The organism is Bradyrhizobium sp. Leo170 (genome assembly GCF_004296405.1).
Lineage (GTDB): Bacteria > Pseudomonadota > Alphaproteobacteria > Rhizobiales > Xanthobacteraceae > Bradyrhizobium.
The window spans coordinates 1-421 of sequence record NZ_PSRR01000888.1 but is presented as its reverse complement, the minus strand read 5'-3'; the positions used below and the strand labels follow the sequence as shown (position 1 = coordinate 421).

At 61.3% G+C, this 421-nt stretch carries 1 pseudogene; it reads right to left on the bottom strand.

Annotated elements, in window-relative coordinates:
- Positions 1 to 421, bottom strand: a pseudogene (locus tag CWO89_RS46740) (IS5/IS1182 family transposase); the annotation flags it as partial.

Here is a 421-nt window from a genome sequence, read left to right as displayed (position 1 = left end):
CTGGCTCTTGATCACGCAGCCTTGGCACGCCGCCGTCGACCAGTAACGGCGCAGCGTCATTCCATGCTCGATGTTGGTGTAGTGATGGGGCAGCAGCTGACCGGACGGGCAGCGGTAGACGTCCTCATCCGGCAGATAGGCGAAGTCCTGTTTGCCGAACCGGCCCTCCGCCTTGGCGTTCGACGTCATGGGCTTGGGCAAGGTGACTGCAACGCCAGCCTCTTCGCAGGCTAATATCTCCTGTCCGTCGAAGTGGCCACGGTCGGCGACCGCCTCGAGCTTGTCCACTTCGAGCACTTCTTTGGCTTGCTTCGACATCCGAGCAAGCTGCCCACGGTCGTTGCCGACGTTTATGACCTCGTGCGTAACGATCAGATGGTGTTCGGTGTCCACCGCGACCTGGACATTGTAGCCGACGACG